At 41.0% G+C, this 22,754-nt stretch carries 21 protein-coding genes; 17 read left to right on the top strand and 4 right to left on the bottom strand.

The genetic code is table 11. From position 1 onward, the window contains the following. Nucleotides 1-50 precede the first annotated feature (50 nt). From BLS20_RS06600 to BLS20_RS06590, 3 genes are read left to right on the top strand one after another with little or no spacing between them, the layout of a single operon-like run. Complete coding sequence (locus tag BLS20_RS06600) at nt 51-1,121, top strand: carbamoyl phosphate synthase small subunit (protein WP_090173502.1); 1,071 nt, start codon at nt 51-53, stop codon at nt 1,119-1,121. Beyond that, a complete protein-coding gene (gene carB / locus BLS20_RS06595; protein WP_090173500.1) occupies nt 1,121-4,324 on the top strand; it encodes a carbamoyl-phosphate synthase large subunit in 3,204 nt (1,067 codons plus the stop codon). The genes BLS20_RS06600 and carB overlap by 1 nt, the downstream gene beginning before the upstream one ends. A gap of 2 nt (nt 4,325-4,326) precedes the next feature. Then, nucleotides 4,327-4,863, top strand: a complete 537-nt coding sequence (locus BLS20_RS06590) for an NUDIX hydrolase (RefSeq protein WP_090173498.1) — start codon at nt 4,327-4,329, stop codon at nt 4,861-4,863. 53 nt (nt 4,864-4,916) lie between these two features. Here BLS20_RS06590 and BLS20_RS06585 read toward each other — a convergent pair whose 3' ends face one another. Next, nucleotides 4,917-6,146, bottom strand: a complete 1,230-nt coding sequence (locus BLS20_RS06585; RefSeq protein WP_090173496.1) for an HD-GYP domain-containing protein — start codon at nt 6,144-6,146, stop codon at nt 4,917-4,919. A 625-nt stretch (nt 6,147-6,771) separates the two neighbouring features. On the opposite strand from BLS20_RS06585, the gene BLS20_RS06580 reads away from it, so the two are divergent. From BLS20_RS06580 to BLS20_RS06560, 5 genes are all read left to right on the top strand, one after another. After that, the gene (locus BLS20_RS06580; RefSeq protein WP_090173494.1) at nt 6,772-7,965 is read left to right on the top strand and encodes an acetyl-CoA C-acetyltransferase; all 1,194 of its coding nucleotides are present in this window, start codon (nt 6,772-6,774) and stop codon (nt 7,963-7,965) included. A 178-nt stretch (nt 7,966-8,143) separates the two neighbouring features. Next, nucleotides 8,144-8,980 (top strand): 3-hydroxybutyryl-CoA dehydrogenase, encoded by an 837-nt coding sequence (locus BLS20_RS06575; protein ID WP_090173492.1) that lies wholly within the window; start codon nt 8,144-8,146, stop codon nt 8,978-8,980. Between the two features lie 77 nt (nt 8,981-9,057). Next, on the top strand, nt 9,058-10,209 hold the full coding sequence (locus BLS20_RS06570) for an acyl-CoA dehydrogenase (protein ID WP_090173489.1): 1,152 nt from the start codon (nt 9,058-9,060) through the stop codon (nt 10,207-10,209). A 43-nt stretch (nt 10,210-10,252) separates the two neighbouring features. Further along, nucleotides 10,253-11,047: an electron transfer flavoprotein subunit beta/FixA family protein gene (locus BLS20_RS06565; RefSeq protein ID WP_090173487.1), complete on the top strand. Its 795-nt coding sequence runs from the start codon at nt 10,253-10,255 to the stop codon at nt 11,045-11,047. A 23-nt stretch (nt 11,048-11,070) separates the two neighbouring features. Beyond that, nucleotides 11,071-12,138 carry an electron transfer flavoprotein subunit alpha/FixB family protein gene (locus BLS20_RS06560; RefSeq protein ID WP_090173485.1) on the top strand — a complete coding sequence of 356 codons (1,068 nt, stop codon included), beginning with the start codon at nt 11,071-11,073 and terminating at the stop codon, nt 12,136-12,138. A gap of 152 nt (nt 12,139-12,290) precedes the next feature. Here the strand turns inward: BLS20_RS06560 and BLS20_RS06555 are convergent, their stop codons facing one another. Beyond that, the gene (locus BLS20_RS06555; protein WP_090173483.1) at nt 12,291-12,899 is read right to left on the bottom strand and encodes a hypothetical protein; all 609 of its coding nucleotides are present in this window, start codon (nt 12,897-12,899) and stop codon (nt 12,291-12,293) included. A 193-nt stretch (nt 12,900-13,092) separates the two neighbouring features. On the opposite strand from BLS20_RS06555, the gene ispE reads away from it, so the two are divergent. The 4 genes from ispE (at nt 13,093) to BLS20_RS06535 (ending at nt 16,013) form a co-directional block, all read left to right on the top strand. Continuing rightward, nucleotides 13,093-13,959 (top strand): 4-(cytidine 5'-diphospho)-2-C-methyl-D-erythritol kinase, encoded by an 867-nt coding sequence (gene ispE / locus BLS20_RS06550; protein WP_090173661.1) that lies wholly within the window; start codon nt 13,093-13,095, stop codon nt 13,957-13,959. 61 nt (nt 13,960-14,020) lie between these two features. Then, nucleotides 14,021-14,725: a GntR family transcriptional regulator gene (locus BLS20_RS06545; protein WP_090173480.1), complete on the top strand. Its 705-nt coding sequence runs from the start codon at nt 14,021-14,023 to the stop codon at nt 14,723-14,725. 6 nt (nt 14,726-14,731) lie between these two features. Then, on the top strand, nt 14,732-15,559 hold the full coding sequence (gene murI / locus BLS20_RS06540) for a glutamate racemase (RefSeq protein ID WP_090173478.1): 828 nt from the start codon (nt 14,732-14,734) through the stop codon (nt 15,557-15,559). 10 nt (nt 15,560-15,569) lie between these two features. After that, nucleotides 15,570-16,013: a YwiB family protein gene (locus BLS20_RS06535; RefSeq protein WP_090173476.1), complete on the top strand. Its 444-nt coding sequence runs from the start codon at nt 15,570-15,572 to the stop codon at nt 16,011-16,013. A gap of 54 nt (nt 16,014-16,067) precedes the next feature. Here BLS20_RS06535 and BLS20_RS06530 read toward each other — a convergent pair whose 3' ends face one another. Then, on the bottom strand, nt 16,068-17,087 hold the full coding sequence (locus tag BLS20_RS06530; RefSeq protein WP_176762320.1) for an Ig-like domain-containing protein: 1,020 nt from the start codon (nt 17,085-17,087) through the stop codon (nt 16,068-16,070). 170 nt (nt 17,088-17,257) lie between these two features. Here BLS20_RS06530 and galU point away from each other — a divergent pair, with 170 nt between their 5' ends. Together galU and BLS20_RS06520 are read left to right on the top strand one after the other, a co-directional pair. After that, nucleotides 17,258-18,148: a UTP--glucose-1-phosphate uridylyltransferase GalU gene (galU, locus tag BLS20_RS06525; protein WP_090173660.1), complete on the top strand. Its 891-nt coding sequence runs from the start codon at nt 17,258-17,260 to the stop codon at nt 18,146-18,148. A 265-nt stretch (nt 18,149-18,413) separates the two neighbouring features. Next, nucleotides 18,414-19,070 (top strand): C39 family peptidase, encoded by a 657-nt coding sequence (locus BLS20_RS06520; RefSeq protein WP_090173659.1) that lies wholly within the window; start codon nt 18,414-18,416, stop codon nt 19,068-19,070. A gap of 179 nt (nt 19,071-19,249) precedes the next feature. Here the strand turns inward: BLS20_RS06520 and BLS20_RS06515 are convergent, their stop codons facing one another. Further along, on the bottom strand, nt 19,250-20,134 hold the full coding sequence (locus BLS20_RS06515; protein WP_090173471.1) for a LysR family transcriptional regulator: 885 nt from the start codon (nt 20,132-20,134) through the stop codon (nt 19,250-19,252). A 263-nt stretch (nt 20,135-20,397) separates the two neighbouring features. On the opposite strand from BLS20_RS06515, the gene BLS20_RS06510 reads away from it, so the two are divergent. The 3 genes from BLS20_RS06510 to BLS20_RS06500 are packed head-to-tail and all read left to right on the top strand — an operon-like array spanning nt 20,398 to nt 22,743. After that, on the top strand, nt 20,398-20,790 hold the full coding sequence (locus tag BLS20_RS06510; RefSeq protein ID WP_090173469.1) for a Rid family hydrolase: 393 nt from the start codon (nt 20,398-20,400) through the stop codon (nt 20,788-20,790). Nucleotides 20,791-20,809: 19 nt separating this feature from the next. After that, complete coding sequence (locus tag BLS20_RS06505) at nt 20,810-21,124, top strand: (2Fe-2S)-binding protein (RefSeq protein ID WP_090173466.1); 315 nt, start codon at nt 20,810-20,812, stop codon at nt 21,122-21,124. Nucleotides 21,125-21,129: 5 nt separating this feature from the next. Next, nucleotides 21,130-22,743 carry an FAD-dependent oxidoreductase gene (locus tag BLS20_RS06500; RefSeq protein WP_090173658.1) on the top strand — a complete coding sequence of 538 codons (1,614 nt, stop codon included), beginning with the start codon at nt 21,130-21,132 and terminating at the stop codon, nt 22,741-22,743. Nucleotides 22,744-22,754 lie beyond the last annotated feature (11 nt).

Here is a 22,754-nt window from a genome sequence, read left to right as displayed (position 1 = left end):
GTCTACATATCATTTATCGAAATATTAAAAGAAAGGTGAAGGAAAGAAACATGAAAGCTTTTCTAATTCTAGAAGATGGTACCGTATTCGAAGGAAAGAGTATAGGTTCAACAAAAGAAGTCATCAGTGAGATTGTGTTTAATACGTCCATGACGGGGTATTTGGAGGTGCTTACAGATCCGTCCTATGCAGGGCAGGCTGTAGTTATGACCTATCCATTGATTGGAAATTATGGAATCACTCCGGATATGGAATCTGAAAAACCATGGCCGGATGGCTATATTGTGCGAGAATTATCAAGGATTCCAAGTAACTTCCGCTGTGAAGGAACAATTCAGGATTTTCTGAAAAAACATGATATCCCTGGAATTTGTGGAATAGATACCAGAGCTTTGACAAAGCGTCTTAGAGAAAAGGGAACCATGAATGGAATGATTACCACGAATGAGCATTACAATCTTGATGAAATCATCCCTCGCCTTCATGAATATTCGACAGGTGATGTGGTAAGCAAGGTAACCTGTGAGGAGACAAAAGTTCTTCGTGCAACAGGGAAAAAAGTAGCGCTATTGGATCTGGGGGCAAAGAATAATATTGCCAAGTCTTTGCATGATAGAGGCTGTGAGGTAACCATTTATCCGGCACACACAAAGGCGGAAGAAATTCTTAGTGCCAATCCGGATGGGATTATGTTATCGAATGGCCCTGGAGATCCAAAAGAGTGTACAGATATTATTGCAGAGGTTAAGAAACTTTATGAATCAGACGTTCCTATTTTTGCGATTTGTCTAGGTCATCAGCTCATGGCACTTGCAAATGGAGCAGATACCTATAAGATGAAGTATGGTCATCGCGGAGGCAATCATCCGGTAAAAGATCTTGAGACGAATCGCGTGTATATTTCATCGCAAAATCACGGATATGTTGTAGATACAACAACATTGGATGAAAAGGTGGCGACACCTGCATTTGTCAATGTGAATGATGGCACGAATGAAGGACTGAAATACACAGGAAAAAATATTTTCACGGTTCAGTTCCATCCGGAAGCTTGTCCGGGTCCACGAGACAGTGATTATTTATTTGACCGATTTATAGATATGATGGGAGGAACAAAATAATGCCAAAGAATCAAAATATTAAAAAAGTGCTTATGATTGGTTCCGGACCAATTATCATTGGACAGGCTGCAGAATTTGACTATGCCGGAACGCAGGCTTGCCGTTCTTTGAAAGAAGAAGGTGTTGAGGTTGTATTGGTAAACTCCAATCCGGCAACCATCATGACGGATAAAGATATTGCAGATAAGGTGTACATCGAGCCGCTTACCGCTTCGGTTTTGAAGAAAATCATCCTGAAGGAAAAGCCGGACAGCTTACTTCCGACGCTCGGAGGACAGGCAGGCTTGAACCTTGGTATGGAACTTGCAGAGTCTGGTTTCTTGGATGAACACGGTGTTAAACTGATAGGAACGACGGCGCAAACAATTCGTAAGGCAGAAGATCGTCAGGAATTTAAGGACACCATGGAGAAGATTGGAGAGCCATGTGCAGCATCGTTGGTCGTAACAGACGTAGAGTCGGGAATTGCGTTTACCAATACGATTGGCTATCCGGTAGTGCTTCGTCCGGCATATACACTTGGTGGAAGCGGCGGCGGAATTGCACATAATGAGCAGGAATTGATTTCTATTTTGTCGAATGGCCTTAGACTCAGTCGAGTTGGAGAAGTGCTGGTAGAACGTTGTATCGCCGGATGGAAAGAAATCGAGTACGAAGTAATGCGCGATGCTAACGGAAATTGTATTACCGTATGTAATATGGAGAATATTGATCCGGTTGGTGTTCATACCGGAGACAGTATTGTAGTAGCACCTTCTCAGACATTGGGAGATAAGGAATACCAGATGCTTCGTTCTTCCGCATTGAATATCATCAGCGAGCTTAATATTACCGGCGGATGTAATGTGCAGTACGCTCTAAATCCGGATTCGTTTGAATATTGTGTAATCGAGGTAAATCCAAGAGTTTCGCGTTCCTCTGCGCTAGCTTCGAAAGCAACAGGATATCCGATTGCGAAGGTGGCAGCTAAGATTGCGCTGGGTTATACTCTTGATGAAATAAAAAATGCCGTAACGCAAAAGACTTATGCATCTTTTGAACCAATGCTTGATTACTGCGTGGTTAAGATTCCGCGTCTTCCATTTGATAAATTTATTACTGCTAAGCGTACGCTTACGACACAGATGAAGGCGACCGGAGAAGTTATGAGTATCTGTACGAACTTCGAAGGTGCACTGATGAAGGCAATTCGTTCTCTTGAGCAGCATGTTGACAGCATGATGTCTTATGATTTTAGTTCGTTGTCAAAAGAAGAATTGCTTGAGCAGCTTCAGGTTGTGGATGACAGAAGAATTTGGGTCATTGCAGAGGCTCTTCGTAAAGGAATCACCTATGAAGAAATTCATGAAATCACCAAAATTGATGTTTGGTTTATCGATAAGATTGCAATTCTTACGGAAATGGAAGCGCGCCTTCGTGAGGAAGAGTTAACGCCTCAGTTGTTAAAAGAAGCGAAGCGAATTGAATTTCCGGATGTTGTGATTGCACAGCTTGCAGGTAAGACGGAAGAAGAGATTCGAGATATGCGATATGAAAATGGAATTATCGCAGCATTTAAGATGGTGGATACTTGCGCTGCAGAATTTGAAGCGTTTACGCCATACTATTATTCTTGTTATGATGGGGAAAATGAAGCAAGGGTAGATTCTGATAAAAAGAAGATTCTGGTTTTAGGATCTGGTCCGATTCGTATCGGTCAGGGTGTCGAATTTGATTATTGCTCGGTTCATGCAACCTGGGCATTTTCAAAAGCCGGCTATGAAACCATCATTATCAATAACAATCCGGAGACCGTTTCGACGGACTTTGATATCGCGGATAAATTGTATTTTGAACCATTAACGGCAGAAGATGTTGAAAGTATTGTGCGTCTTGAAAAACCGGACGGAGCAGTCGTTCAGTTTGGCGGACAGACGGCGATTAAGCTCACAGAAGATTTGATGAAGATGGGAGTTAAGATTCTCGGAACGAAAGCTGAGGATGTGGATGCTGCCGAAGATAGAGAACTATTTGATAAAATTCTAGAAGAAACACAGATTCCAAGGGCTGCCGGTGGTACCGTATTTACGGCTGAGGAAGCTAAGGAAGTCGCAAATAGACTTGGCTATCCGGTATTGGTTCGTCCGTCATATGTTCTTGGAGGACAGGGAATGCAGATTGCATTGTCCGATCAGGAGATTGAAGAATTTATGGCGGTAATTAACCGTTATGCACAAGATCATCCGATCTTGGTAGATAAATATTTGCAGGGAAAAGAAGTGGAAGTCGATGCCGTATGTGATGGAAATGATATTCTGATTCCGGGCATTATGGAACATGTAGAAAGAACCGGTGTTCATTCAGGGGACAGTATTTCCGTATATCCGGCAAGCACCATTTCGCAGCATATTCAAGATACGATTGTGGAATATACAAAACGCCTTGCAAAAGCATTGCATGTAGTCGGTCTTATTAATATTCAGTTTATTGCAATGGGCGATGAAGTATACGTGATTGAGGTGAATCCAAGATCTTCACGAACTGTTCCGTATATCAGTAAAGTAACAGGTATTCCGATTGTCGATCTGGCGACAAAAGTAATGCTTGGTGAAACAATTCAAAGCATGGGTTATGAGCCGGGACTTCAGCCAAAGTCAGAGTATATCGCAATCAAGATGCCGGTGTTCTCATTTGAAAAACTTCGCGGTGCGGAGATTAGTCTTGGACCGGAAATGAAATCTACCGGTGAGTGTCTGGGTATCGCAAAGACATTTAATGAAGCTTTATATAAGGCATTTCTTGGCGCCGGGGTTATTTTACCAAAGCATAAGCAGATGATCATGACGGTTAAGGATGCAGACAAGGAAGAAGCAGTTGGAGTTGCAAAGAGATTTGAAGCACTTGGATATAAGATTTATGCAACAAGAAGTACGGCCAAGTATTTCCAGGAGCATGGCATCAAGGCACTTCGTGTAAATAAAATCTCGCAAGAATCTCCAAATGTAATGGACCTGATTTTAGGACATAAAATTGATTTGGTGATTGATACACCGACACAGGGACGTGATAAGTCAAGAGATGGTTTCTTGATTAGACGTTATTCCATTGAAACCGGTATTCATTGTCTGACTTCACTTGATACGGCCAATGCACTTGCATTATCACTTGAAACTTCGCATGAGTCATTAACACCGATTGATATTGCAAAGGTGAAAACGGTGTAACAATGGAGCATGTAGAAAGAATAGGGCGTACCTTGGCTTATCAAGGGACAATCCTGGATATATACAAAGATCGCATGGTTCTTCCAAATGGAAATCAGGAGGATTGGGATTATGTATCTCACCGAATGGGAGCAGCTGCAGTAGTTGCGGTATTAGAGGATGGAAAGATTCTTCTTGTACAGCAATATCGTCCGGCGCTTGATCGGATGACATGGGAAGTTCCGGCTGGATGCCGGGATGATGCGCGGGAAGATTATGCAGTGTGCGCCAAAAGGGAACTTCGCGAAGAGACGGGTTATGATTGTGAACGACTAGAACGACTTATTTCTTTGAAAACGATTGTGGCGTTTGGAAATGAAGTTGTAGAAGTGTTTTTGGCAAAGAATTGTCGGAAAGTGGGTGCACAAAAGCTCGATGATGCGGAAGATATTAATGTTAAGGCATGGGAACTTGAAGAGTTAGAAGAAAAAATCTATGCCGGAGAGATTCAAGATGCTAAGACAGTAGCAGCAATTATGGCGTATGCCAATAGAAAATAACGAAAAGCGAAACGGCTGATTACACATCAGGCCGGTTTCGCTTTTTTTTTGTTTTATATAACAATGCCTTGTTTAGCAAGTCTTTCGTGGGAAGCAAGCAGCTTTTTTTGAATCATTCTGGTGGTGTTAATGAGTCCCGGATCAGCAATAAAGTGCTTTAAAGTTTCGGCATCCATTTTAGGACGGTTGTCCATCATTCGCATGTTATCAATAATCCAATGTTCGTTTTGGGAATCCGATTGTGATAAATCAATCAGTTTTTTGGAGTTAAAAGAAAAAATTACCGGAAACTCAAAGTCTTCAATATTTTCTGCAAGGACAACTCCTTTGTCCCCATTGTTAAGATCGACGCAGGCGCCGGCAGGAAGAATGCTAAGAGAACGGCACAAAGCATTTACAACATTGGAATCGTAGAAGTCTTTGTGTTTTTTTAGATAGCGAATGGCTCTCATGAACGAAAGCGGTTCGTGAAAACTATTCATGCAGGTAAGCACGTCAAACATATTGGCAACATGAAGAATGTGTGTTTCCGGTTCCCAAAACTCTGCCAGTCGTTCGTTGAGTGGCATTTGGGGATGGAAAAAGACATGATTAAATTGATGCATGATGTTGAGTGCCTTATCCGGTAGTTCATAGTCATTGTATTCGGCATGAAGAATCTCATATCCGGAGTTTCGATCCTCGTAATCAATTTTGAAATAGTATTCCATCTCGGGGGTAAAAATCTCGGGAATATCATTCGAAAAATCAATCAAACGCTTTCTGTGACGGGCAATATCAGAATCCAGCCCGATATCATGAAGTAGTGCGGCATATATGACACTGTATTTGGACATTACATCAAGCTTCATCTCGTTAGCTAGACGTGCACAGAGAATAGCGACGTTAAGTGAATGCTTATAAAGAGCATCTTCCTCGCTTCGAAGATCTTGTACAAAAATCATACGATGTGAAAAATTACCGTAAAGGTTCATGATTTGTGTGGTGAGCGTATCCATGTTTTCCGGTGCATGTGCATTGTGAAGTGAATGAAAGTCTTCACTTATACGATGGAGAACAATAGACTGGAAACGTTCGTATTCTAATTCTTCTTGCGTGATCGGAGGAATCGGTTCGGCCGGTTCAAGAACGAATAGACCCGGAAAACCGAATTTGCGAATACTTGGAATGTTTCCGGAAGTTAATGCACTTCCTCGATCGTATAGAAGTGTACCATTTTTGTCGAAAATAGGTCGGGCAAGTCGGATGCCGGCCTTTAAATCCTCATTTTTAATAAATTGCATAAGCGTTACCCCTTTTTTTGCAATAAAAACACCCTTTGAAAAATTGTATCATAACTTATAAATGTTTGAAAATACCTAAGATTTTAGCCGGGAACGGGTAAGTGTAGAAAATATAACAAAATAATTGTGAAAAATTGACAAATAAAATAATGTGATGCGAATTCGCGATTAGTATACGGTTAATATATTAACGAGAAAAGCTCGGAATTTAAAAAAAATAGAAATATTTTTAAAAAAGTAAGGCAGGACTATTGCAAATGAAAATTAAATATGATAATCTATTTTTGTTTGTGGGGTAACGTGAAATGACCGAATTATCCCTGATAAAGAGATGTTTAGCGATGCGTGATAGCACCGGTAATGCCTAGTGTTTGAGCGCAGTTTATTTTTTAAGCTATTTTGTTAAAAAAATAACAGAGTAGATATTTGATAATCGAAAAGCTTCGTTAAAATCATGACGGAGAATGAGATGTAAATAAACGGAGATTCCTTCGTTTGAATGTCCTCGCGTAGTTGCAAAATGCAAATCAGAGTGCTAAAATAATTTTGCCTATGCGATAAACCATTAATAAGGAAACCGCGTGGACAAAAAATATATTTATTCTTATTAAAGGAGACGAAAAAAATGGCAAGAAAAGTAGTTTTAGCAAGTGCAGCTCGTACACCAATCGGTAAGATGGGTGGACAGTTCAAAGATGTTCCTGCAGTACAGTTAGGAGCAATCGCAATCAAAGCAGCTGTTGAAAGAGCCGGAATCAAACCGGAAGATGTTGATGAAGTTATGATGGGATGCGTAATCCAGGCTGGATTAGGACAGAACCCTGCTCGTCAGGCATCAATTGCAGCTGGAATTCCGGAAGAAGTACCTGCATTCTCGTTAAATGTAGTTTGCGGTTCTGGTCTTAAGTGTGTAAACGAAGCAGCTAACATGATTATGGCTGGTCAGGCTGATATCGTAGTAGCTGGTGGTATGGAAAATATGTCACAGGGACCTTTCGCTTTAAAGAAAGCTCGTTTCGGATACAGAATGAACAATGGAACACTTGTTGACTGCATGATTAATGATGCTCTTTGGGATGCATTCAATAATTATCATATGATGATCACAGCTGAGAATATTTGTGATCAGTGGAAACTGACTCGTGAAGAGTTAGATGAATTTGCAGCTAAGTCTCAGCAGAAGGCAGTTGCAGCTCAGGAAGCTGGCGCATTTGATGAAGAAATCGTTCCGGTTCCCGTAAAGATTAAAAAAGAAATGGTAGAGATTACAAAGGATGAAGGTCCTCGTGCTGGAACAACAGCTGAAACTCTTTCTAAACTGAAATGCTGTTCAGGAAAAGAAGGCGGACTTGTTACAGCTGGTAACGCTTCAGGAATTAATGATGGTGGTGCAGCTATCGTAGTTATGTCTGAAGACAAGGCTAAAGAACTTGGAATCACACCACTTGCTTACTTTGAAGCTGGTGCACTTGGCGGATGCGATCCTAAGATCATGGGTATCGGACCTGTACCTGCAACACGTAAAGCAATGAAGATTGCAGGTATCACAGATATCAACGATTTTGATGTAATCGAAGCTAATGAAGCATTTGCAGCTCAGTCAGTAGCTGTACAGAAAGAACTTGGATTTAAGGATGAAGTTCTTAATCCAAACGGAGGAGCTATCGCTCTTGGACATCCGGTAGGAGCTTCAGGATGCCGTATCCTCGTAACACTTCTTCATGATTTGAAGCATAATGATAAGGCTGAACTCGGACTTGCTACACTGTGTATCGGTGGTGGAATGGGTTGTGCTACTATCGTTAGAAAGTACAAATAAGCAGTTCTTTCGATTTAATTAAAGAATTATTTTATATGGAGGGAATGATTGTTCCCTCCATATAATTTAATAGGGTGAGCCAATATGACTCACGGATAAATAAATCAGAGAATATGTGATTGATGGAAAACTATTAATTGGCATATCTCAACAAATATACTCTAAGGAGGAAATAATCATGGTAGTTGGAGTAATTGGAGCAGGAACAATGGGTTCAGGCATTGCGCAGGCATTCGCAGCAAAAGGATATGATGTATGCCTTTGCGACATTAACGATGAATTCGCTGCAAATGGTAAGAAGAAAATTCAAAAGGGTTTTGAAAAGAGAATTGCCAAAGGAAAGATGGAACAGGCAGATGCAGATGCAATACTGGCAAGAATTAAGACCGGTGTGAAAGACATTTGTACAGACTGCGATCTTATTATCGAGGCTGCAATCGAAAATCTTGAGATTAAGCAGCAGACATTTAAAGAATTACAGGAAATTTGTAAAAAAGATGCAATCTTTGCTACAAATACATCATCCCTTTCTATTACTGCAATCGGACAGGGACTGGATAGACCAATGATCGGTATGCATTTCTTTAATCCGGCACCGGTAATGAAACTGGTAGAAGTAATTGCTGGATTGAATACACCGGCAGAATTGGTAGACAAAATCAAGCAGATTTCAGAAGACATTGGAAAAACACCTGTACAGGTGGAAGAAGCAGCAGGCTTCGTTGTAAATCGAATTTTAGTTCCGATGATTAATGAAGCTGTGGGAATTTATGCAGATGGAGTAGCTTCAGTGGAAGGTATTGATGCAGCTATGAAATTAGGTGCAAATCATCCGATGGGACCTTTAGCATTAGGTGACTTAATCGGTCTTGATGTTTGCCTTGCAATTATGAATGTACTCTATGATGAATTTGGTGATCCAAAGTATCGTCCTCATCCACTTCTTAAGAAGATGGTACGTGGAGGACAGCTTGGTGTCAAATCCGGAAAAGGCTTTTATGACTACAGCAAATAATTAGTAGGAATTTAAGTAATATAAAAGGCATGAAAAAATAATGAGATTATGCCATATTTAAAAATGGAGGTAAAGTAATGGATTTCGCTTTAACAGAAAAACACGAAATGGCAAGAACTCTCTTCAAAGAGTTCGCTGAGAATGAAGTAAAACCTTTAGCTCAGGATGTAGACGAAGAAGAGCGTTTCCCGGTGGAGACGGTTGAGAAAATGGCTAAGGCCGGCTTCATGGGTATCCCTATTCCTAAGGAGTATGGTGGACAAGGATGTGATATCCTTACATATGCAATGTGTGTAGAGGAGTTATCTAAGGTTTGCGGTACTACAGGAGTTATTGTTTCTGCACATACATCACTTTGTTGTGATCCGATTCTTACTTATGGTACAGAAGAACAGAAGAAGAAATATCTTCCGGATCTTGCTGCAGGTAAGAAGATTGGTGCTTTTGGTCTTACAGAGCCGGGTGCAGGTACTGATGCACAGGGACAGCAGACAAAGGCTGTATTGGATGGAGACGAATGGGTATTAAATGGCTCTAAGTGCTTCATTACAAACGGAAGCTATGCAGACGTTTATATTGTAATTGCCGTTACGGGTAAAGTTGAAAAGCGTGGAAGAATGCAGAAAGAAATTTCCGCATTTATCGTTGAAAAAGGAACACCTGGATTTACATTCGGTACAAAAGAAAAGAAAATGGGTATCCGTGGATCAGCTACTTATGAGCTTATCTTCCAGGATTGCCGTATCCCTAAGGAAAACTTACTTGGACAAAAGGGTAAGGGATTCGCTGTTGCTATGCATACTCTTGATGGAGGACGTATTGGTATCGCTGCACAGGCACTTGGACTTGGTGAAGGTGCTCTTGAGACAACAATTAACTATGTAAAGGAAAGAAAGCAGTTCGGAAGAACAATTTCTCAGTTCCAGAATACACAGTTCCAGCTTGCTGATATGGCAACTAAGATGCAGGCAGCTCAGCTTCTCGTTTATAGAGCAGCTCGTGCAAAAGATACTCAGAAAAATTATGGTTTCGAAGCAGCACAGGCTAAATTATATGCAGCTGAAGCAGCTATGGAAGTTACAACAAAGGCTGTTCAGTTACATGGTGGATACGGTTACATCAGAGAATATGATGTTGAGCGTATGATGCGTGACGCTAAGATTACTGAAATCTACGAAGGAACATCTGAAGTACAGAGAATGGTTATTTCTGCTAATCTTTTGAAATAATTAATTCTGACATTATATTCGAATACGAAAGGAGATTATTATCGTGAAGGTAGTAGTATGTATTAAACAGGTACCTGATACTGCAGGTGGAGTAGAATTCAATCCAGATGGTACACTGAACAGAGCTGCAATGCTTGCAATCATGAATCCGGATGACAAAGCAGGTCTTGAGGCAGCACTTAGATTAAAAGATCAATACGGCGCAGAGGTTACAGTAGTAACTATGGGTCTTCCAAAGGCAACAGCTGTATTAAAAGAAGCATTGGCAATGGGCGCTGACAAGGCAGTTTTAGTAACTGACCGTGTTCTTGGAGGAGCTGATACTTGGGCTACTTCTACAACACTTGCTGGTGCACTTAGAAATCTTGAATATGATATCGTAATTACAGGTCGTCAGGCTATCGATGGAGATACTGCTCAGGTAGGTCCTCAGATTGCAGAACACCTTGGTCTTCCTGTTATTTCTTATACACAGGAACTTAAAGTGGAAGGCGATAGCGTTGTTGTTAAGCGTCAGTTCGATGACAGATATCATATCTTAAAGGCTAAGATGCCTGTACTTTGTACAGCTCTTGCTGAATTAAATGAGCCACGTTACATGACTCCGGGCGGCATCTTCGATGCATGCGATCCTGACAATGGAAAGATCACAACCTGGGGTAGATCAGACCTTAAGGATATTGATGATTCTAACCTTGGTCTGAAAGGTTCTCCTACTAAGATCGCTCGTGCATCTGACAAAGTTCGTAAGGGTGCAGGTGAAAAAATCGTTCCAGATTCACCGGAAGAAGGCGTATCTTACATCATGGATAAACTGTTAACAAAACATGTAATCTAAGAAAGGAATGTGGTGAATAAACAATGGGAGCAATGACAAAAGAACAGATCGCTCAGTACAAAGACGTTTATGTTTTTGCACAGCAGGTCGATAATGAATTAAGCGGAATCGCTTTAGAATTAACAAGTGAAGCTACCAGACTTGCAGCTGAACTTGATGACGCAAAAGTAGTAGCTGTACTGCTTGGATCTGATTTAGGTTCAGATCTGACAGATCAGTTAGCAGAATACGGTGCAGATAGAGTTATCGTTGTAGATGATCCGATGTTAAAGGACTATATGACAGAGCCTTATACACATGCACTTGCATCTGTAATTAACGAGTTTAAGCCGGAAATCATGTTGGTAGGTGCAACAGCTATCGGTCGTGATCTTGGTCCTTGCGTATCTGCAAGAGTTGCAACAGGTCTTACAGCTGACTGTACATTACTTGAAATTGGTGATTTCCCTCTGAAGGCTATTCCTGGTAAGGAAGCAGAACAGAAGCACAAACAGCTTCTTATGACACGTCCTGCATTCGGTGGTAACACAATCGCTACAATCGCTTGCCCGGACAATCGTCCACAGATGGCTACTGTTCGTCCTGGTGTTATGCAGAAGATTGAGCCTAAGAAGGGTGCTCAGGCAGACATTATCAAATTCAATCCGGGATTTGAGAAGAATGCTAAATATGTTGAAATTCAGGAAATCGTTAAGAATGTTTCAGACGTTGTAGATATCATGGATGCTAAGATTTTGGTTTCAGGTGGTCGTGGAGTTGGAGAAGACTTTACATTACTTGAAGAACTTGCTGAAGCTATCGGCGGAACAGTTTCTTGCTCACGTGCAGTAGTAGATTCAGGTTGGAAGCCAAAAGATCTTCAGGTAGGTCAGACTGGTAAGACAGTACGTCCTAATGTATATTTTGCAATTGGTATTTCTGGAGCAATCCAGCACGTTGCAGGTATGGAAGAATCTGATATTATTATTGCAATCAACAAAGATGAAGATGCTCCAATCTTCGATGTTGCTGATTATGGTATCGTTGGAGATCTTAATAAGATCGTTCCACAGCTGACAGAGCAGATTAAAGCTGCAGTAGCTAACAAATAATCATAGAGAAATCTATTTGAAAAAGGATGTCGCATGCGACATCCTTTTTGTATTGTTGACATGAAGTATGAAAAAATCCCGGAAATGGAAAAACAGGACCATGTGGTCCTGTCTTTCCATTAGAGTGAATTTAGGTAAATCAAATAATTGAATCAAGCATAGTAATCAATTCCTGTAGCAACAGTGGTGGTTGTTGTATCATCACCGTTCATCCAGGAACTGAACTTTTCAAGTACAGCGTCATAAGTCTTTTGTGAAATCTCCGGGAGTTCTTGTCCCCATGATTTCGTAGCTTCTTTAAAGCCTTTTTTAAATGCGTCTAATAATTCTTCCGCATAAGATGCATCGCCACCGCTTAAAGCCTTGGCAAATTCAACAATTCGATCAGAAGTCTGTTCAATACCATAATATCCATCTTCTGAAATTAATTCCTGAGCTTGCTTTTGAGCGGCTTCAGAAACTGTATAATCGCCACTTGCAAGGAATCGCCATACACTATCAGCATTGCCGATTGTAGCACCTTGCTGTTGCATCATCTGTTGAACATAGCTTATTAATTGATTGTTTCTTGCTTCACTATCGGACTTCAATTGATTGACAATTGCAGAACGATCCGTGCTGGTTGTTGTCTGCTTAACACTAGATTCAGATGTTGTTGCTTTCGAATTGGTGTTATCTGAGGCAACTGATTTCGCAACCTTCTTAGTTGCGGTTGTACTTGAATAAGTAGTTCTGTAATTATTAATTGTATTAATATCCATATTATACCCCTCCTTGGTAGAATGGTCAATGTACTTCCGTGTACAAATTATATGGTTCACATTAATTATATCGGGTAGAAGGGGGAGTTTGTCAACCGTTTTATTGACTTTTTCTTATAAAAGTGTGATAATTCTAATCAAGTATACAAAAACTATTATTTGGTATATAAATTTATACATAAATGGTGATGATATGGAAATAAAAGAACAGGCGCATGCCAAAATTAATCTAGGTCTTGAAGTGCTCTCAAAACGACCGGATGGCTACCATGATGTGCATATGGTGATGCAATCTTTGGCATTATGTGATGAAGTGACCATTCGTAAACGTGCGGATGGTCTTATCAAAGTGTGTACTTCAAAGGAAGAGCTTAAGGATGACCAGACGAATCTTGCGTACAAAGCAGCACAAGCTTTTCGAACATTTGTAGGAAAGAACTATGGAGTAGAGATTTCCATCGATAAGAAGATTCCGATGGCTGCGGGATTGGCAGGAGGAAGTGCAGATGCGGCTGCGGTTTTGAGAGGAATGAATCGCTTGTTTGGTGAAAAATTAACCGATCGTGAATTGTGTGATGTTGGAGTTACAATCGGGGCGGATGTTCCATTTTGCATCATAGAACATACCGCGATTGCAGAAGGAATCGGTGAGAAACTGACGCCGCTTCCTATGAAGCTTAATTGCAGTATTTTGTTGGTGAAGCCCTATTTTGGAGTATCTACCAAAGCAGTCTATGAAGCGTTTGATTCTTCGGATGGAAACAAAGTGAATATACAAGGAATTGTAGATGGAATTCATAATCAGGATTGGAATGAATGTTTTGCAGCAATGGGAAATGATTTGGAATCTGTTACGATAGGACTTTATCCTAAAGTAGGAGAAATCAAGGAAGAACTAAAGGCGTGCGGAGCTGATTATGTGCTTATGAGCGGCAGCGGACCGACGGTATTTGCTGTTTTTCTAGATGATATGATATGTCAAAAGGCGTATGAAAGTATGAAAAAACTTCCATATGAAAAAATCGTTGAAAAGACATCTTTCATGTTGGCTGATGAATAAGAGATGGTGATTTGAGGCTGAATTATAGGGAGGATGTTTGATGAGAAAGGGATGTTTATAAATGAGTAATAAGGCTGATTTGAAAAAAATAGAACTAAGCAGTAATGGTACAAATGCATATCTTCCACTTCGAGATGTGGTTTTTAAGACACTTAGAGAGGCTATCTTCAAGGGTGATTTAAAGCCGGGTGAACGATTGATGGAAGTGCAGCTTGCAGAACAATTGGGCGTTAGTCGTACACCAATTCGAGAGGCTATTCGTAAGCTTGAATTAGAAGGTATGGCAGTTACGATGCCGAGACGCGGGGCTGTTGTAGCGAAGATGACAGAAAAGGATATGGAGGATGTACTTCAGATTCGACGAGCTTTAGACGAATTATCGGTTACCATTGCCTGCGAGCAGATTTCTATGTCACAGATGAAACTTCTTGAAGAAGCGCAAAAGAACTTTGAGGAAAAGATTGAACATGGAGATATGAAGGAAATTACAAATGCTGACGTTGAATTTCATGATATCATCTATCAATCAACCGGAAATGATAGGTTGTGGCAGATTATGAAAGGATTTGGCGAGCAGATGTATCGATATCGGGTAGAATATCTGAAAGAAAGAGAAAACTATCCGACATTGGTAGAAGAACATCGACAGATTGTAGAAGGCTTAAAACGAAGAGATAAGCATGCTGTTGTTGAAATTATGCGAAGACATGTAACCAATCAGGCTGTTGAGATGAAAAATATCATTCGCGAGCAGGAGGAAGTATAGGTTAGCATGAATGAAAATACACAAGAAAGATATGCGCCAATCGGAGTGTTTGATTCCGGTGTCGGTGGTTTGACAGTTGCTAGGGAAATTATGCGCCAGTTACCGAATGAACGAATTGTTTATTTTGGAGACACAGCGCGTGTGCCATATGGAACTAAGTCGAAACAGACCGTGACGCGTTATTCGAATCAGATTATTCGTTTTTTGAGGACAAAAGGGGTAAAGGCTGTTGTTATCGCCTGCAATACAGCTAGTGCATATGCCCTTGATGATATTCAAAAAGAGTTGGATATTCCGATTATCGGAGTGATTAAGCCGGGAGCGAAGGTTGCAGCAGAGACAACGCAGAATAATAAGATTGGTGTTATTGGAACAGAGGCAACGATTCGAAGTGAGATATATTCGGCATATATAAAGACACATAATTCTAAAGCAGAAGTTATGGGAAAGGCCTGTCCACTGTTTGTATCACTTGTTGAGGAAGGATGGCTGAAAGATCCGATAACCGTGCAGGTTGCGCAGCGATATTTAGAGCCGTTTATGAAAGCAGGTGTGGACACATTAATTATGGGCTGTACACATTATCCACTTCTTAGGTCAACGCTTCGCAGTGTATTGGGCGAGCGAGTAAACCTGGTTAATCCGGCTTATGAAACAGCCAGAAGCCTAAATGAATTGCTTATCGGACATGGAATCAAAAATGATGGCCACGGTAAGAACTATGATCATGAATATTATGTATCTGATGCTGCGGAAAAATTTATGCGGTTTGCCAACAGTATTCAGCCGTTTGATGTACATAAAGTGCAAGTGTTGCCGATTGAAGAATATTAGGAGATAAATTTTGACAAAAGAGATATTAATTCGAATCAGCGGACTTCAGATGCGACAAGGTGATGATGAAGAGCAGCTTGAAGTAATTAACAGCGGAACGTATTTTTTGAAAAATAATAAGCATTATATTTTATATGATGAGCCGGTTGAGGGATTTGGGCAAGTAAATAAGAATCGAATCAAGATAGAGCCCGGATATGTTGAGATTATCAAAAAAGGACCGGTTACGGTGCAACTTGTTTTTGATGAAACGACAAAGCATGTAACATTTTATCAAACACCGTATGGTGGAATGGAAATCGGAATTGATACCAAGTCGGTGAATCTTAAACAAAGCGAAGAAAAAATTGAAGTGACAATTGAATATGATTTGGAAATCAATAATGAACATATGGCACATTGTGAAATAGATATGACAATTTTGGCAAAAGATAGTGCTGAATTTCAATTATAAATACGGGAACGGGAAAGGATTCTTTATATTAAATGAATCGATAAATACAAATGATTATTTAGGCTGCGTTACAATGACAACGCAGCTTTTTTTGACACCATCTTCTTTTGCGTAGATGGTGGCTCTTCCGGGGTAGAGTGCACTGATGACTCCACGCTCGGAGATGTCGGCAACGGCCGGATTGCTTGATGAGTATTCCGGAACGTTATTGGATGAGATCTTCACGGTAAGTTGTTTGGTTTCGCCGACTTTGAGCGTTACATTAGTTGGCGAAATAGTCATAGTTGGCTTTTTCACTGTAATTTGACAGCTGGCGCTGGCACCATCTAAACTAGCTGTGATGGTAGCTGTGCCGTGTTTTACAGCAGTAACTAGACCACTTGGTGATACGGTGGCAACAGATGATTTGTTGGAACGATACGTCACATTTTTGCCGGATGAAGTGGTCGCATGTAACCGTAAGGTGCGCAGTCGGTATAGCGATGCGCTTTTTTTGTTGAGTGTAATTGTGGGAGATTTTACACGAATGCGGCAGATGGCAGTTGTGCCTTGACACTTCACACGAATCTCTGCCTGCCCTGGTTTTTGGGCGGTGATACGCCCTGTCGAGGATACTTTGGCAATAGAACTTTTACTAGAGGAATAGGAGCATTCGGCTCCGGTAGAAGATGTGGCCTTTAGCTGAATGGATTGTCCGCATTCTAAAGTGGCCGAGGTGTGCGACAGTGTAATGCCTGTTTTGGATACGGTTACTTTGCAGGAAGCTTCAGCGCCGGAAATTTTGGCGGTGATACAAGCTGTTCCTGCTTTTTTGGCAGTGACGACACCATAAGTGTTGACGGATGCAACAGATGAAGAACTGCTTTTAAAAGAAGGCCTCTTGCCGTTTGATGTAAATGCATATAATGTGAATGAATCATCGATATTAAGTACTTTATGATAAGTACTAATGATGATAAAAGGAATGGTAGACGCTTGTGCATGAAGCATACAAGGCGTACCAAGAATGATAATTCCGATGATGCATAAAGCGATACGGAATCGTCGTTGTAATATAGAATTGACCTTTTTCATAACATACCTCCTGAAAAGAAGATATCCAATCCCGGTCCCGACGCAAGAAAATGCGTATAGAAAAGATAGCATACGCAAAAAATCTTGTAAATAAGGAAAATGTCCTATATTGCGAAATAAAACTAAATGAGATAAAGTATATGATAGAAAGAAAAGGAGGAGTTTTTGGGATGAAAGTAAGAAAGGCAATAATCCCGGCAGCCGGTTTGGGAACACGTTTTTTGCCGGCAACAAAAGCACAGCCTAAGGAAATGCTTCCGATTGTAGATAAACCTACAATTCAATATATTATTGAAGAGGCTGTTGAGGCTGGAATTACAGATATTATCATTGTAACAGGAAGAAGTAAAAGATCCATCGAAGATCATTTTGACCGCTCTATGGAATTGGAATTTGAGCTGGAAAAGCATCATAAAGATGCGATGCTCAAGATGGTTCGTGAAATTGCTGACATGGCCAATATTCATTATGTAAGACAAAAAGAACCAAGAGGATTAGGACATGCAGTATTAACAGCGGAACATTTCGTTGGAGATGAGCCATTTGCGGTACTTCTTGGAGATGACGTTGTCGTATCAAAAACACCGGCACTTGGACAGATGATTGCGGTATATGATAAGTATGCAGGCTCAGTACTTGGTGTACAGAAGGTTTCAGATGAAAATGTACATAAATATGGAATTATTGCTGGAAAAGAACTGGTGCAAGATATCTATCAGGTAGAAGATATGGTGGAAAAGCCAAAATTAGAAGATGCTCCATCAAATGTGGCAGTACTTGGTCGATACATTATAACACCGGAGATTTTTGATCTGCTTAGAACGCAGGAAGAAGGAGCCGGCGGAGAGATTCAGCTTACAGATGCATTAAAACGATTGGCTAAGCAGCAACCGGTTTATGCATATAATTTTAAGGGTCATCGTTATGATGTGGGAAGTAAGATTGGATTTTTGCAGGCGAACATTGAATGTGCGCTTCGTTCTGATGAATTAAGAGAAGATATGAAAGAATATCTCGACTTGCTTCATGGAAATATGGATGCGATGCTGGATTATGATTAAAAAAAGATTGTCAGAACAAAGGTAATTAAGAAGTAACGAGCCTTTGAAATTTTTTCTGTAAATATGGAACTTCTATGACAATTTAGATTTTTGATGGATGTAGTCAGATTGGCTACATCCTTTTCTGAATATGCATTATATCTTAAATGTAAGTCAAGATATATTTGGATTTTTGATGACACTATTGTAACTCGATAACTTCCGGATTGTAGGGAGATGGCCCTTGGGGACGAGGACCAAAATAAAGGAAAGAAAAGGAAGAAAGATGAAAAAAGCAGCAAAAATCACAGGAATAATCTTAGCCGTGATGGTAGCAATCACCCTTGTATTGCTCCTAATTGTCAGCATTCGTACTACGCTAACGCAGGACGATTATTCGGCGGTGTATACGGATCCGAAGTATCAGAATCCGGTAAAAGTAGGTGACGTGGAAGTGATTCAGCAACACATTTCTTGTGGGTATGCGGTCATTGAGATGTTCTCAGCATGGAATGGGGGAAATGTGACAGAGGATAGTCTCTTCGATGAATACGGAACAGTTGTGACTTCCTCCGGCAAAAATTTTTGCAAGGAGATGAACAAGCAGTTCACGGAATATACCACGACCATGCACAAGTATGTAAAGAATACCGAGTTTATCGATATCATGTATGACACCTTAGAATCCGGTAAGCCGGTTCCCTTTGAATGGGCGGCGCTGTATGGGGATGAATGGACGCTGCATTATTCCTTGATTGTAGGCGCTGACATTCCAAATGATACGATTACGGTTGCAAATCCCTATGGCTATTACGAAGTGCTGACGCTGGAAGAATTATTGGAGCGCACCAGCTTCCGGGCGTATGAACATATGCCATTATTCATGCGAATGGGATTTGCAATTGGACTGTTTGAGAAAAACACACTCTATTCCGTGGAATAATGACTCATGGGGACTTAAGTTAGCGAGTCATTTGGACGAAAAATAGCCATGCACGTAAAAAAATGTCGGTATGCAATCCATACCGACATTTCTTGAATTGTTACATAGCAATATGGATGAAGTGCTTGAATATGAATAAATGAATCAGCCGACATGTTTGTGAGAACATGTCGGCTTTTTTATAGACGATAGATATAATCAAGTAAATCTTCTTTAAAATGTCTGGCCTCATGACTGAGCGGAAAATCTTTCTTTTGGGTAAGATAGATGGTCTTAGACATTTTCAAATTGTGAAATGGTTTTGTGACGACTTTTGGATGGCTGATTTTGGAAGCGAAAAATCCCAAAACCATGCCAAGTGCCTGCCCTCTGGCAATCAGGTCCATAAGAAGATAGTTGTCCGAGGTTTCCAAAATGATATTTGGCAAGATGCCGTGGTCGATAAAGGTACTGTATTGACTGATACTGGTTGTGCTGTCGCCGCTTTTGATTACCAAGGGTTCGTCTTTTAAGTCTTCGATATCGATATAATCACGGTCGGCAAGCCGATGGTTTTTCGGCAGAATAAGATGAAAGTCATCAGAGAATATAGGAGTGTATTCGTATTTGTCATAATCTAAAGGTCCCGGTAAAAAGGCGAGGTCAACTTGATTGTGATCAAGTTGCTTTAAGATATGCTGGTCGGGATATTCACGAAGCTGCAGCAGGATATTGGGATGTTCCACCATAAAGGAATGAAAAAATTCAGAGCTCATTACCTGCAGGGAATCATAGGTACAAGAGATGGGCAGGGGATGACGAATGTTTGCTTGTTTAAATAACCGGTTTTCCACGATGTCGTATTCCAGGATAATGTTTCGAGCATGATTAACCAGTCTTGCGGCTTCTTCGGTTGGAACAATGCGGTTGCTGGTATGCGAAAAAAGTGAAATCTGTAATTCTTCTTCTAAGGATGCAAGTGATTTCGACAAGGCCTGTGGTGTGATGTATAACATTTTGGCGGCTTTGGAAATGCTTTTTTGTTCGTAAACGGTAACAAAATAAGTTAATTGTTTCTGGGTCATAGTTACTTTCTCCTAACATAATGTATATGAATCGAATAGAAATTTTTTGATTTATTGGTAAATTATACCATATAGTTCAACCTTTTGGTTGTGGTCTCAAAAGAAAAATCTGCTTTTCGCAATGAAAACGTTGTGCTATAACATAATTACAATAGCAAATCGAAAGCAACTTTAGAACGAAGGAGTTCGTGTCGAATAGATGCGGCTCCTTCGTTCTTTTGCTTTTGAAATGAGATAAAGATTAAAAAGGAGCTGTGATGAACATGGAATTAGAAAGAAAAAATTATGGATCAGGAGCACCGCTCGAAGAAAAAGTTGGATATTCAAGAATGGTTCAGGTTGGACCGTTTATTAAAATCGGAGGAACGACTTCCGTTCAGCCGGATGGAAGCGTATATGGTGAGGATGCATATGAGCAGACACATTACGTACTAAAAAAACAGATTGAGCTGCTTGAAAAAGCTGAGGCATCTGCACAGGAAGTGATTGAGGTGAAAGTTTACACAACGGACATGTCACAGTCTGCTAAGATTTGCGATGCATATTCAGAACTGTTTCATGATATTAAGCCGCTATGTACGGTAGTCGGAATTCCGGCACTGAACAGACCGACGCAGCTGGTGGAAATCGAAATGACAGCCATCGCAGCAAGTTAAGATAAAGGAGAGATTACCAATGAGCAGAATAGAAAGTCATCCAATCTTGGGAGAGACAGAAAAAGGAAAAGAAATTACATTTACCTACAACGGAACAAGTTTGACGGGATATGAAGGTGAGCCGATTGCCGTTGCACTAAAGGCAAATGGAGTTATGATTCACCGTTACACAAAAAAGGAACACAAGCCAAGAGGTTTGTTTTGTGCCATCGGTCGTTGCACTGACTGTGTCATGATCGTGGATGGAAAGCCAAACATCAGAACATGTGTGACACCGCTTGAGCCGGGCATGGTGGTCCAGACACAGTACGGTGTTGAGGCAAAGGAGGCGTAGGTATGATGAAGCGATATGACGTAATCATTGTTGGAGCAGGACCTTCGGGGCTGTCAGCTGCGATTGAAGCAGCACAGATGGGAATGAAGGTTGTGGTATTTGATGAAAATGAAAAACCCGGAGGTCAGCTGTTTAAGCAGATCCATAAGTTCTTTGGTTCGAAAGAACACAGGGCAAAAATCAGAGGTATCAACATCGGTACACAATTGTTAAAAGAAGCCGATGAAGCTGGCGTGGAAGTTGTGTTAAATGCAACGGTTGTCGGTCTGTATCAGGATAAGGAAGTAAGTGTGAGAATCGCAGATGCGATTCACCATTACAAAGGTGACACCATTATTATTGCGACCGGAGCAGCTGAGAATATGGTGACATTTCCGGGGTGGACGTTGCCGGGGGTAATCGGTGCAGGAGCTGCACAGACCATGATGAACCTTCATGGAATTCAGCCGGGTAAGAAAATCCTGATGCTTGGAACCGGTAATGTTGGACTGGTAGTTTCCTTCCAGTTGTTGCAGGCAGGATGTGAAGTGGTAGCACTGGTAGATGCAGCGCCAAGAGTTGGCGGATACGGCGTACATGCTTCAAAGGTATCCCGTACAGGAGTCCCATTTTACCTGTCACATACGATTACGAAAGCACATGGAGAAGATCAGGTAACAGGCGTTACCATCAGCGAGGTGGATGAACATTTTCAGCCAATAGAAGGATCAGATAAGTACTTTGATGTGGATACGATATGTCTTGCAGTCGGACTTTCACCGATGTCACAGCTGCTTAAGATGGCAGGTTGCAAGATGGAAGACAATCCAAAGCGAGGCGGACAGGTGCCGATCGTAGATGAATATGGAGAAACTTCAATATCAGGTGTCTTTGCTGCCGGTGATGTATCCGGAATTGAAGAAGCAAGTTCAGCAATGATTGAAGGACGTATGGCAGGTGTGTGCGTAGCCGAATATCTGGGATATTGCACGAAAGAAGAAAAGGATACAAAACTTGCGAAACTCGAAGACGATTTAGAAAGCCTTCGCCAGGGAATGTTTGCGCCAAAGAACAGAGGAAAGAAACTTGATAAGACGGAGGAAGGAATTCCGGTATCAGATAGTCTGCTGCTAAATGGTTATGTCGCAGAAGATGAGATTGAAAGATATCCGGGAGTCATTCATAAAGTCGGCGTTCATCCGGTAATTGAATGTACACAAAATATTCCGTGTAATCCTTGTCAGGATGCATGTCCGAAGGGATGTATCTCTATCGGAGATCACATCACCAATCTTCCGATTTCGGTGGAAGACAGTACTTGTATCAATTGTGGCATGTGTGTGGCAAGCTGCTCCGGACAGGCAATCTTTTTGGTAGATGAAGATGCCGGAGAAGATTATGCAACCGTAACGCTTCCATATGAATTCTTACCACTTCCAAAAGAAGGGGATGTAGGAATTGCACTGGGACGAAACGGCAAGATGGTCTGTGAGGCCGAAGTGGTATCGGTAAAGAGCATGAAGGCATTTGACCATACAAATCTTGTTACGATAGCGGTTCCGAAAAAATACGCGATGAAGGCAAGGTTTTATCAGACAAAAGAAGTGGCAGCGCATAGACAAAAGGTTGCACATGCTTAAGGAGGAAATGA

The sequence above is a fragment of the Eubacterium oxidoreducens genome, from assembly GCF_900104415.1.
In the GTDB taxonomy this organism is placed as follows: domain Bacteria; phylum Bacillota; class Clostridia; order Lachnospirales; family Lachnospiraceae; genus Eubacterium_C; species Eubacterium_C oxidoreducens.
Note: the sequence above shows the minus strand (reverse complement) of the source record. Positions and strands in the feature narration are given on the sequence as shown.

What these genes read in the sequence shown, in the direction of transcription:
- BLS20_RS06600 (WP_090173502.1), top strand. Translation starts at nt 51, where the DNA reads ATGAAAGCTTTTCTAATTCTAGAAGATGGTACCGTATTCGAAGGAAAG.
- carB (WP_090173500.1), top strand. Translation starts at nt 1,121, where the DNA reads ATGCCAAAGAATCAAAATATTAAAAAAGTGCTTATGATTGGTTCCGGA.
- BLS20_RS06590 (WP_090173498.1), top strand. Translation starts at nt 4,327, where the DNA reads ATGGAGCATGTAGAAAGAATAGGGCGTACCTTGGCTTATCAAGGGACA.
- BLS20_RS06585 (WP_090173496.1), bottom strand. Translation starts at nt 6,146, where the DNA reads ATGCAATTTATTAAAAATGAGGATTTAAAGGCCGGCATCCGACTTGCC.
- BLS20_RS06580 (WP_090173494.1), top strand. Translation starts at nt 6,772, where the DNA reads ATGGCAAGAAAAGTAGTTTTAGCAAGTGCAGCTCGTACACCAATCGGT.
- BLS20_RS06575 (WP_090173492.1), top strand. Translation starts at nt 8,144, where the DNA reads ATGGTAGTTGGAGTAATTGGAGCAGGAACAATGGGTTCAGGCATTGCG.
- BLS20_RS06570 (WP_090173489.1), top strand. Translation starts at nt 9,058, where the DNA reads ATGGATTTCGCTTTAACAGAAAAACACGAAATGGCAAGAACTCTCTTC.
- BLS20_RS06560 (WP_090173485.1), top strand. Translation starts at nt 11,071, where the DNA reads ATGGGAGCAATGACAAAAGAACAGATCGCTCAGTACAAAGACGTTTAT.
- BLS20_RS06555 (WP_090173483.1), bottom strand. Translation starts at nt 12,899, where the DNA reads ATGGATATTAATACAATTAATAATTACAGAACTACTTATTCAAGTACA.
- ispE (WP_090173661.1), top strand. Translation starts at nt 13,093, where the DNA reads ATGGAAATAAAAGAACAGGCGCATGCCAAAATTAATCTAGGTCTTGAA.
- BLS20_RS06545 (WP_090173480.1), top strand. Translation starts at nt 14,021, where the DNA reads ATGAGTAATAAGGCTGATTTGAAAAAAATAGAACTAAGCAGTAATGGT.
- murI (WP_090173478.1), top strand. Translation starts at nt 14,732, where the DNA reads ATGAATGAAAATACACAAGAAAGATATGCGCCAATCGGAGTGTTTGAT.
- BLS20_RS06530 (WP_176762320.1), bottom strand. Translation starts at nt 17,087, where the DNA reads ATGAAAAAGGTCAATTCTATATTACAACGACGATTCCGTATCGCTTTA.
- galU (WP_090173660.1), top strand. Translation starts at nt 17,258, where the DNA reads ATGAAAGTAAGAAAGGCAATAATCCCGGCAGCCGGTTTGGGAACACGT.
- BLS20_RS06520 (WP_090173659.1), top strand. Translation starts at nt 18,414, where the DNA reads ATGAAAAAAGCAGCAAAAATCACAGGAATAATCTTAGCCGTGATGGTA.
- BLS20_RS06515 (WP_090173471.1), bottom strand. Translation starts at nt 20,134, where the DNA reads ATGACCCAGAAACAATTAACTTATTTTGTTACCGTTTACGAACAAAAA.
- BLS20_RS06510 (WP_090173469.1), top strand. Translation starts at nt 20,398, where the DNA reads ATGGAATTAGAAAGAAAAAATTATGGATCAGGAGCACCGCTCGAAGAA.
- BLS20_RS06505 (WP_090173466.1), top strand. Translation starts at nt 20,810, where the DNA reads ATGAGCAGAATAGAAAGTCATCCAATCTTGGGAGAGACAGAAAAAGGA.
- BLS20_RS06500 (WP_090173658.1), top strand. Translation starts at nt 21,130, where the DNA reads ATGAAGCGATATGACGTAATCATTGTTGGAGCAGGACCTTCGGGGCTG.